This is a genomic window from Burkholderia sp. Se-20378 (genome assembly GCF_017104665.1).
Classification (GTDB): Bacteria; Pseudomonadota; Gammaproteobacteria; order Burkholderiales; family Burkholderiaceae; genus Burkholderia; species Burkholderia lata.
Map to the genome: position 1 here is coordinate 1 of NZ_JAAGPG010000303.1, position 9,983 is coordinate 9,983.

At 66.6% G+C, this 9,983-nt stretch carries 9 protein-coding genes and 1 pseudogene; 2 read left to right on the plus strand and 8 right to left on the minus strand.

Going from position 1 to position 9,983, the window contains the following annotated elements:
• Positions 1-1,591: family 2A encapsulin nanocompartment cargo protein cysteine desulfurase (locus G3N93_RS25945; RefSeq protein WP_206134255.1), on the plus strand; the 1,591-nt coding region annotated here is incomplete at its 5' end.
• A gap of 60 nt (positions 1,592-1,651) precedes the next feature.
• On the opposite strand, the gene G3N93_RS25950 is transcribed toward G3N93_RS25945, so the two are convergent.
• From G3N93_RS25950 to G3N93_RS25990, 8 genes are all read right to left on the minus strand, one after another.
• Positions 1,652-2,545 carry an acetylglutamate kinase gene (locus G3N93_RS25950; RefSeq protein WP_174944756.1) on the minus strand — a complete coding sequence of 298 codons (894 nt, stop codon included), beginning with the start codon at positions 2,543-2,545 and terminating at the stop codon, positions 1,652-1,654.
• A 47-nt stretch (positions 2,546-2,592) separates the two neighbouring features.
• Positions 2,593-3,114 carry a PTS sugar transporter subunit IIA gene (locus G3N93_RS25955; protein ID WP_206123949.1) on the minus strand — a complete coding sequence of 174 codons (522 nt, stop codon included), beginning with the start codon at positions 3,112-3,114 and terminating at the stop codon, positions 2,593-2,595.
• A 416-nt stretch (positions 3,115-3,530) separates the two neighbouring features.
• Positions 3,531-3,902 carry a DUF6697 family protein gene (locus tag G3N93_RS25965; protein ID WP_174938224.1) on the minus strand — a complete coding sequence of 124 codons (372 nt, stop codon included), beginning with the start codon at positions 3,900-3,902 and terminating at the stop codon, positions 3,531-3,533.
• 443 nt (positions 3,903-4,345) lie between these two features.
• The gene (locus G3N93_RS25970; RefSeq protein ID WP_206134256.1) at positions 4,346-5,638 is read right to left on the minus strand and encodes a hypothetical protein; all 1,293 of its coding nucleotides are present in this window, start codon (positions 5,636-5,638) and stop codon (positions 4,346-4,348) included.
• Between the two features lie 46 nt (positions 5,639-5,684).
• Positions 5,685-6,299, minus strand: a complete 615-nt coding sequence (locus tag G3N93_RS25975) for a LysE family translocator (RefSeq protein ID WP_206134257.1) — start codon at positions 6,297-6,299, stop codon at positions 5,685-5,687.
• Between the two features lie 185 nt (positions 6,300-6,484).
• Positions 6,485-8,125: a chaperonin GroEL gene (groL, locus tag G3N93_RS25980; RefSeq protein WP_206134258.1), complete on the minus strand. Its 1,641-nt coding sequence runs from the start codon at positions 8,123-8,125 to the stop codon at positions 6,485-6,487.
• 12 nt (positions 8,126-8,137) lie between these two features.
• Positions 8,138-8,428 carry a co-chaperone GroES gene (locus G3N93_RS25985; protein WP_011356207.1) on the minus strand — a complete coding sequence of 97 codons (291 nt, stop codon included), beginning with the start codon at positions 8,426-8,428 and terminating at the stop codon, positions 8,138-8,140.
• Between the two features lie 166 nt (positions 8,429-8,594).
• A complete protein-coding gene (locus tag G3N93_RS25990) occupies positions 8,595-9,554 on the minus strand; it encodes a LysR substrate-binding domain-containing protein (RefSeq protein WP_206134259.1) in 960 nt (319 codons plus the stop codon).
• Between G3N93_RS25990 and G3N93_RS41725 the strand changes: the two are divergent.
• Positions 9,544-9,983: pseudogene (locus G3N93_RS41725) on the plus strand (amidohydrolase); the annotation flags it as partial. The gene G3N93_RS25990 and the pseudogene G3N93_RS41725 sit on opposite strands and share 11 nt — an antisense overlap.

Genomic DNA, 9,983 nt, shown 5'->3' on the forward strand with positions numbered 1-9,983 from the left:
CGCGCAGAACGGGTTGCCCGACAACGTCGTGTCGATCGCGCCGGCGCTCGAGCCGCGCGTCGGCGGCGCGGCGCTCGGTGTGCCGCAGGTGAATGCGCCGGCACCGGAAGGCGCGGCGAAGGCATCGCCGTACTACTTCACCGACGGTTCGCTGCAGGGCTGGCAGGCGACGCCGCAGGACATCGTCGTGCCGTCGAACGGCCTCGCATCGCCGGAAGCGTTCGGCCTGCCGGGTGACGATGCGCTGCGCGAACTGCTCGCCGTGCATCGTGACGTACCGGTGTCGCGAGCATCGGGCGCCGACGCGCCGCGCTACTTCATCGACGATGCGCACGCAGCCGGGCCGCAAGGCCAGTTGCATCGCGGCGCGCACCCGCCGTTCGACGTGAACGCGATCCGCCGCGACTTCCCGATCCTGCAGGAGCGCGTGAACGGCAAGCAGCTCGTGTGGTTCGACAATGCGGCGACGACGCACAAGCCACAGGCCGTGATCGATCGGCTCGCGTATTTCTATGCGCACGAGAACTCGAACATCCACCGCGCCGCGCATGCACTGGCCGGCCGCGCGACGGACGCGTACGAGCATGCGCGGGACACCGTGCGGCGTTTCATCGGCGCATCGTCGCCCGATGAAATCGTGTTCGTGCGCGGCACGACCGAGGCGATCAACCTGATCGCGAAGACGTGGGGCGTGCAGAACGTCGGCGAAGGCGACGAGATCATCGTGTCGCATCTCGAGCATCACGCGAACATCGTGCCGTGGCAGCAGCTTGCCGCGCTCAAGGGCGCGAAGCTGCGCGTGATTCCGGTCGACGATTCGGGGCAGGTGCTGCTCGACGAATACCGGAAGCTGCTCAACGACCGCACGAAGATCGTGTCCGTCACGCAGGTGTCGAACGCGCTCGGTACGGTCGTGCCGGTGAAGGAGATCGTCGATCTCGCGCATCGTGCGGGTGCGAAGGCGCTCGTCGACGGTGCGCAGTCGATCTCGCACCTGCGCGTGGACGTGCAGGCGCTCGATGCGGATTTCTTCGTGTTCTCCGGGCACAAGATCTACGGGCCGACCGGGATCGGCGTCGTGTACGGCAAGCGCGCGATCCTCGACGACATGCCGCCGTGGCAGGGTGGCGGCAACATGATCGCGGACGTGACGTTCGAGCGTACGGTGTTCCAGCCGCCGCCGAACCGGTTCGAGGCCGGCACCGGCAACATCGCGGACGCGGTCGGGCTGGGCGCTGCGCTCGACTATGTGAGCCGGGTCGGCATCGAGAACATCGCGCGCTACGAGCACGACCTGCTCGCGTATGCGACGAGCGTGCTCGCGCCGGTGCCGGGCGTGCGGCTCGTCGGCACCGCGCGCGACAAGGCGAGCGTGCTGTCGTTCGTGCTGAAGGGCTATGAGACCGAGGAAGTCGGGCAGGCGCTGAACGAAGAGGGCATCGCGGTACGCTCGGGGCATCACTGCGCACAGCCGATCCTGCGTCGTTTCGGGCTCGAGGCAACGGTGCGGCCGTCGCTCGCGTTCTACAACACGTGCGACGAAGTCGATGCGCTGGTGAGCGTCGTGTGGCGTCTCGCGACGCGGCGTTGACGTTGTTCGCTTGCGGCGGCCCGGGTGGGTCGCCGCAAGCGATTTATCACGACAAGAAAGTCAGAACCGCACGACCTGTTTCTGCTCGACGCTGAAGCCGTCGCGCAGCACGCTCGCCGAATCCGCGAAGTAACGGCGGGTTTCCGACAGCAGGTCGGTGTTGCCGCGACGGCAGAACACCACGCCCGATCCTTCCTCCGTGAGCAGTTCGTCGATCAGCGATTCGGGTTGCCCGATATCGGCGAGATGGACGTTCTGCACGCCGTGTGCGAGCGCATCGAGCGCGTCCCGCACGCAGGGCGCCGCGGTGGCGGCCGGGTGTTCGGCCAGCCATTGCTCGAGTTCGGTGATGCCGTACAGACCGGCGAGTTCGCCGAGTTCGCGCAGCAGCGCGCCTTCGACCATCATCACCAGCGTGACGGCGCCCGTGCGTTGTGCGAAGAGGCTGCCGAGCCGTTCCGCGCGCAGCAGGTGATCATGGCCTGCGTCGTCCGGGGCGACCGGCATCACGACGGGCACCAGCCCGTTCTCGAGAAACGCGTTCAGCGCGGCGCCGTCGAACCGGGCGACCGCGCTCGTGCCGGTGCGGTCGGAATCCGTGCTCGCCACCAGCAGGCCGCCGTCGTGACCGTCGATGCCGATCGCCTTGGCGCCGTGACTGCCGATCAGGCGCACCAGTTCATGATTGACGCCCGCCATCGCCGCGTGAACGGCATGGATCGATTGCGTGCCGGATGCGGCCGGCACACCCTGGACGACGATCGGACGAACGCCGGTGAGTGCGAGCAGCGCGACATCCTGCGCGAACGCCTGGCGGGCGCGCGCATCGCTTGCGGCGCCACCATCGACGATGACGACGGTCTGCCCGTGCAGGGCCTGCATGAACGGCAGCGAGCGCGCCAGGCCGGCTACGCGGCGGGACGTCAGGGTGGGACTTTCAGGGTCTGGGAACATGGGAAGCCGAATGGATGAAGGGGAGCGTGTTGCCGCGCGGCGCGGCATCAATGCGTGTGTTGCATCAGCTGGTGAATCTCGTCCGGCGTCTGCGCGTCGCGCGATGCCTGCCGGAACGTGCGGTCGCTGAAACACCGCGCCGCGTCGGCGAGCAGTTCGAGATGCGCGCGGTCGTCTTCTTTCGGGAGGACGAGCACGATGAACTCACGCACGGGCTTGCGGTCCGGTGCGTTGAAGATGAACGGATACTGCGCGCGAACGAACAGCGCGATGGCCGAGCGAAGGCCGTCGACGCGCGCATGCGGAATCGCGACGCCCTGGCCGAGGCCGGTCGAGCCGAGTTGCTCGCGCTTGATCAGTTCGGCCCGGATCCGTTCCGCGGCGACACTACTGCTGCGCTCGATAGATCGCGCGACGAGGTCGAATAACTGGATCGCGCTTTCGACCGGTACGTCGAGCAGGATGTGGTCCGGCGGGCAGGCGTCGGCCAGCCGGGTCGCGAACGGTGCGCCGCCGCGTCGGTAGGGAAGGTCGGTTTGGCCGCCAGCGGCGGCCTGCTGCGTTTGCATGCGGATCTCTCCGTGTCGGGATGACAGGGAAATCCTAGACAAAAGCGTGTAAAGACAGTGTTAGATACGCGCGGGCCCGGCATTAAAATTGTGTATCGATTGCGTCGCGGTGCGCGCGACGCGTTCGATACGCACGCCTTCAGGTACCCGACAGCACGAACGGCAGCGTCGTCAGCAGGAACACCGAAATGCCGACGACGGGCGCGCCGAACGCGATCGCCGCGAACGCCACCGCGGCGCTGGTCAGCACGAGCGTTCTCGACACCCGTCGGTGCCGGTTGTGTGCAGCCGCCCTGTCATCGCGGATTGCATCGGTCCGCGCACCGATCACGTGTTTCCAGAACGTCAGGCCAAGCATGATTGCTCCTGTATGAAAGTTGACCGGGACAGGGCACGCCGCGCGCCTGCCAGGCGGGTCAGCAGCGCTTGAGCTTGAGCACGCGCGAGATCTGCCCCGGCGTGAAGCTGCTGTTGCGCACGTGAGGCGCGCAGTCGAGCGGTGCGGTGAGCGATTCGCTGACGACGTACTGGCCGACGAAGCGGTACGCGTCCGTGGCCATGCGAATGAATACCGGAATCGCATCGCGTTGCGCGGCGAGCGTCCTGCCGGCCGCCCGCGCGGACGCGCTGCCGTCGCAGAGGATCACGTCGGGCGCATGCGGGTTGAGGTCCGTGCGCAGGCAGGCGGCCACGACCTTGCCGTTCTTCGTCGGCAGGAACGCCTGTTTGCTGCCGCCGCACGCGGTGTGGATGAATTCACGGGTGTACTGCTTGTCGATCTCGAACATGATCGGGCTCCGGTATCGGAAACTTCCGTTGGTTAAATCAGGTATGCAAAGCAATGAGGCTGGATCGGCATGCGGGGTGCCAGGCATGCCGATCGATCGTTGCCGGGGCGGCGGATCGACGGCGCGTCGTGATACGGGAATTTCCGCGCGAACACGCTCGCATTGCACGATGCGCGGCTAACGCATCGACGTCATGTTCAAGCGTGCACGGGAAGGACTACGGCGCGCACCGTCCGCCTGCTGGCAGGACGGTGGCTCGGGAAAAGAGAGACGCAGGCGTCCTGCCTGTCAGGCAGAAAAGCAACTCGGAGGGCGAGGACTTCGGATGCGCATGTGCGTACTCGGTGAGGGATTGGTTGCGAACACATTCTAGTGAACGCATGCGCGGGCGCAAGTAAAAAGGTCGTAAAGGTTGCGCGACCCGTGCGGGATCGCGCGGTGTACTACGTGCACTGCCAGAGATGCGCGCTGATGTGGCACGGCGCGCACCAGAACGTATAGTTCGCGCCGCCGCTGCCCCACAGCCATTCGCCGCCGTCCGTTTGCGGAAGGTTGGAATCGAGCTGCATGACGAACTGCATCTTGCGGCCGCAATCCGGACAGTCGGGATACCACGCGGATTGTACCCAGGACGGTGCGCCGCCGACGCGGCTGAGGTTCTGCCGGCTGTTCGACAGGCCCCATTCCTGCCGCGTCCAGCGTGCGGGTGCGGCGAAGAGTGCAACGTCCGCCTCCAGGAATGGGGCCGCCGGATAGTCGGGCTGGATCGCGGTGTCGCGTTGCTGGGATGGGTGCGCGCAGGCGTTGCCGGCGTCGTCATGGCGGTGGAACATCGGGCCGTCGCTCTCCCAGCCGACACACGACAGGCAGGTGTCGAACGACACGGGCGTTGAGCTGTCGATGCCAGCGGCGGCGGGTTGCGGCAGTGTCAGCAATCGATGCAGCGGCTCGTGACACAGGCCGCATCGATGCGACGACACGCCGCCAAAGCGCGCGCCCAATCGATGCGAGCCGTGCGCGTGCCAGGTTGAGTGATGCGCGAGAATCTCGCGGTTCCACTTCGGCTGGGCACGGCGTATCGGCGCGCCCAGCGTCGGTCCGAAGTCGATATGCAGCGGCGTTTCGCCGTGCAACGCGCGCAATGTGTCGTGTTCCTGAGCGTAGCCGGCGGACATGAGCCAGTTGGCGCGCGCCCCGGGATCGTCCGGAAACAACCACGCTGCCGCGTCGCGAACGGCTGCAGGCTGTCGCGAATGGAGCAGCGCGACGGCGCGTGCATGCGCTGCCTTGTTACCGGAAGGGACGTCGGCAAGCCGGTCGCGCCATCTTTCGATCGTCGCCGGATCGAGCATCCGCCACACGTTGTCCTCGACGTACAGGCGCGGCGACTGCTTCGTAGCGTAAATGTCGACGAGCATGTCCCAGTGACCGGAAAACACCTGCGGCATCTGCGTTGCCACGCTCGACAACACGCTCGCGAGCCGTTCGTTCCACGCGCCGTTGCGGATGTCTTGCCACGCTTCGGTGGCGACTTTCTCGAGAGCGGTGTCGTCCATCAGGTCGAGCGCGGCATCGAGGAACGTCGCATGCGGCAACGCGCGATCGAACGACGCGATCACGAGGTCGGCGAGCGCGGCAGGGTTGTCGCGTCGCAGTGCCAGCATCTGCGACATCGGATCGTTGTTGGTCCAGCCGAGGCGTTCGTAGTCGTCGAGAATGGTTTGTATGGTCGGCATGGTGGGGAGCGGTGAGGGTTCGAGGCGTGAGCGGAAGCTGAGTGGATCAACGTCCGGCGAGCATCCTTCCCCCGACCCCCATCAGCAGCAGGCCGGCCGTCGTATCGAGCACGGCCTTGCGTCGAACCAGCAGCCCGCGCACCGACGGGTGCGAGGCGAGCAACGCCATCGTGCAATACCACGCGGCCGAGATCGCCACCGACAGCGTGACGACCGCGAGATCGAGCCACACCGGCGCATGGGCCGGCACCATCAGCGCGAAGATGCTCCCGTAGAACGCGACCGATTTCGGATTCGTCATGCTGACGACGTAGCCCTTCTTCGCGGCGTGCCAGTCGGACGCGGTGGCCGGCGCGGCGACGGGCAGCGGCTTGCGCGCAGTCACGATCATTTTCAGGCCGAGCCAGATCAGGTAGGCGGCGCCCGCCAGCCGCAGCGCCGTGTGCACCCATGCGACATGCGTGACGAGCAGGCTGAGTCCGGCGATCGCGATCGCCGCCCACGTGCCGGATGCGGCGGCCAGGCCGAGGCCCGTCATCACGCCGGCGCGGCGCGACGCGACCGCGGTCGACGTGACGATCACGAAGTTCGGCCCGGGGCTGGCGACGCTCAGCAAGAGGACGCCGGCGAGCGGCAGCAAGGTGGTGACGGTGGTCGACATGGCGTGGAGGGCGGCACGGCGGGACGGGCTTTCATCTTACCCGAGCGCGGTCACGAGCCTGCCACGGTCCGGTTTCGTCGATCCAATGAAAAAAACGCGTGACGACTTTCATCGCCACGCGCAGGGGGAGTCTGCAAGGTCGCGCGCATGCCGGCGAGCCGGCACACGGCACCCGCGTCACACCGTCAGAAATCGAACCCGGGCCCACCCGCACCCGGGCCGCCCGGCGCCGTCGTCGGCGCCGCATCCTTCGGTGCTTCGAACACGGTCGCATCGGTCGTCAGCAGCAGCCCCGCGACCGACGCCGCGTTCTGCAGCGCCGTGCGCGTGACCTTGGTCGGATCGAGCACGCCCGATTCGACGAGGTCGCCGTATACGCCCGTCTGCGCGTTGTACCCGAAGTTGCCCGAGCCTTCGGCCACCTTCGCCACGACGACGCTTGCTTCCTCGCCCGCGTTCGTGACGATCTGGCGCAGCGGTTCCTCGAGCGCGCGCAGCACGATCTTGATGCCCGCATTCTGGTCGGCGTTCACGCCCTGCAACTCGCGGATCGCCTGGCGCACGCGGATCAGCGCGACGCCGCCACCGGGCACGATGCCTTCCTCGACGGCGGCACGCGTGGCGTGCAGCGCGTCGTCGACGCGGTCCTTCTTTTCCTTCACTTCGATCTCGGTGGCGCCGCCGACCTTGATCACCGCGACACCGCCCGCGAGCTTCGCGACGCGTTCCTGCAGCTTCTCACGGTCATAGTCCGACGTCGCTTCGTCGATCTGCACGCGGATCTGCTTCACGCGCGCTTCGATGTTCTTCGCATCGCCCGCGCCGTCGATCACGGTCGTGTTTTCCTTGCCGACCTCGATGCGCTTCGCCTGGCCGAGTTCGGCCAGCGTCGCCTTCTCGAGCGTCAGGCCCGTTTCCTCGGCGATCACCTGCCCGCCGGTGAGGATCGCGATGTCCTCGAGCAGCGCCTTGCGGCGGTCGCCGAAGCCCGGCGCCTTCACGGCCACCGTTTTCAGGATTCCGCGGATGTTGTTCACGACCAGCGTCGCGAGCGCTTCGCCTTCGACATCCTCGGCGATGATCAGCAGCGGCCGGCCCGACTTCGCGACCTGTTCGAGCACCGGCAGCAGGTCGCGGATGTTCGAGATCTTCTTGTCGTGCAGCAGGATGTACGGGCTTTCGATCTCGGCGATCTGCTTGTCGGGATTGTTGATGAAGTACGGCGACAGGTAGCCGCGATCGAACTGCAGCCCCTCGACGACGTCGAGCTCGTCCGCGAGCGACTTGCCGTCCTCGACGGTGATGACGCCTTCCTTGCCGACGCGGTCGATTGCCTCCGCGATGCGCTGGCCGATCGATTCCTCGCCGTTCGCGGAGATCGTCGCGACCTGCGCGATTTCCTTGCTCGTGGTGGTCGGCCGGCTGATCTTCTTCAGCTCGTCGACGGCCGCTGTGACGGCCTTGTCGATGCCGCGCTTCAGGTCGAGCGGGTTGAGCCCGGCCGCGACGTATTTCTGGCCTTCGCGGACGATCGCCTGTGCGAGCACGGTGGCCGTCGTGGTGCCGTCGCCGGCGGCGTCGCTGGTGCGCGACGCGACTTCCTTCACGAGCTGCGCGCCGATGTTCTGCAGCTTGTCCGCGAGTTCGATTTCCTTCGCGACCGACACGCCGTCCTTCGTGACGACGGGCGCGCCGAAGCTGCGTTCGAGCACGACGTTGCGGCCTTTCGGCCCGAGCGTGACCTTCACCGCGTTCGCGAGAATGTTCACGCCTTCCGTCAGCTTGGCCCGTGCGACGTCGCTGAAAATGATTTCCTTCGCTGCCATGATTGCGCTCCGTTATTGATTGACGACCGCGACGATGTCTTCCTCGCGCAGCACGAGAAACTCGTTGCCGTCCACCTTGACGGCCTGACCCGCGTACTTGCCGAACAGCACGCGCTCGCCGACCTGCAGGTCGGGCACGATGCGCTGGCCGTCCGCATCCTTGCGGCCGGGGCCGACGGCGATCACTTCACCCTGGTCGGGCTTTTCCGCGGCGCTGTCGGGGATCACGATGCCCGACGCGGTGGTGGTTTCCTGGTCGAGGCGCTTCACGATCACGCGGTCGTGCAAGGGGCGTAGGCTCATTGGTTCGTCCTGTGCTGATCTGTTCTGTCGAAATTGGCTGGCACTCTTTTGCAGAGAGTGCTGACGAGTATAAAAATGCGCGGCGGCGCGATCCAATAACGGATTCGGAAATGCATTTTCGCGGATGCGCTTTGGACGAAAGACGAAAGACGGGTAGGGCCGCGCGTCAGATCAACAACGACAACGTCCTGAACAGCGCGAGATCCGCCTTGCGTGCCGATCGCGCGTGCCGGCGGATCACGTGCAGCAGGCAGTCGATGAAGCAGCGTGCGGCGTCGCTGAGCGTACTGCTGCGCCGCGTGACGATCCCGAGGTCGCGCGGCTCGAAGGTCTCATTCAACTGCAACGCACGCATCCGTTCGCCGAACGACGGCACGGCCGCGAGGATCGTCGGGCACCACGTGCACATGTCGGCCTGCTCGAGCATCGTCTGCAGCATCGCCACCGACTGCGCACGCACGATGCGCCGCTCGTCGATGTCGGCGCCGTGGCGCGTGAACAGGTAATCGACGAGCGCGGCCTGTCCGTCGGCCGCGAAATTCAATACCCAGTCGTGGTCGACCAGGTCGTGGATCGACCGCGCGTGTTCGAGCGGATGGCCGGCGCGCACCATCACCGCTGTCTCGTAGCGCAGCATCGGCTCGAACGCGAATTCCTGCGTGCCGCCCGGTTGCACGTGCCCGAGCGCGAAATCCATGCTGCCGTCGCGCAACAGCGGCTGCGCGACGGCCATCAGCGCTTCGTAGAGTTCGAGGCGCACGTCGGGCATTTGCTCACGAAAACGCAGCACCGCTTCCGCGAGGAAGGTCATCGTGAGCCACGGCGTGACGCCGATGCTCAACCGACCCTCGACGCGGCCGCGCATGCGTTCGAGATCGCTCTGCGCGTGTTCGAGCTGCTTCAGCACGAGCTTCGCGTGCGTGAGCAGCGTCTTGCCGTATTCGGTGAAGCCGATCCCCTCCGGCGCGCGGACCAGCAGCGGCAGGCGTTCGCTGGCCTCCAGCTCGCGCAGCGCGCGTGTGACGGCCGCCTGCGACAGCCCGAGCGTGCGTGCCGCGCCGCGGATGCTGCCGGCCTCCGCGCTCGCGACGAGCGCCTGCAGCTGATGCAGCTTGATCGTGCTCATGGTGCGATACCCGACAACGAAAGGTTGTCATCATAACGAAACCGCGGCTGTTCGCCGGGATTTTCGCTGCCTACGATGCGGCCACGATCGGTCATTCGGGCGATCGGCAACCGGAACGCATCGAGGAGAATCGGGGTTGGACCACAAACACATCCAGCCGGAAATGGCGGCTATCGAGGCGGAGATGATTGCGCTGCGCCGCCGGCTGCACGCACATCCGGAGCTTGGCTTCGAGGAACACGCGACGAGCGATCTCGTGGCCGACTTGCTGACAACGTGGGGTTATCGGGTGACGCGCGGCCTCGGCGCCACCGGCGTGGTCGGCACCTTGACGCGCGGCCCCGGCAATCGGCTCGGGCTGCGCGCGGACATGGACGCGCTGCCGATCCGCGAGACGACCGGGCTGCCGCACGCGAGCCGGTGCGACGG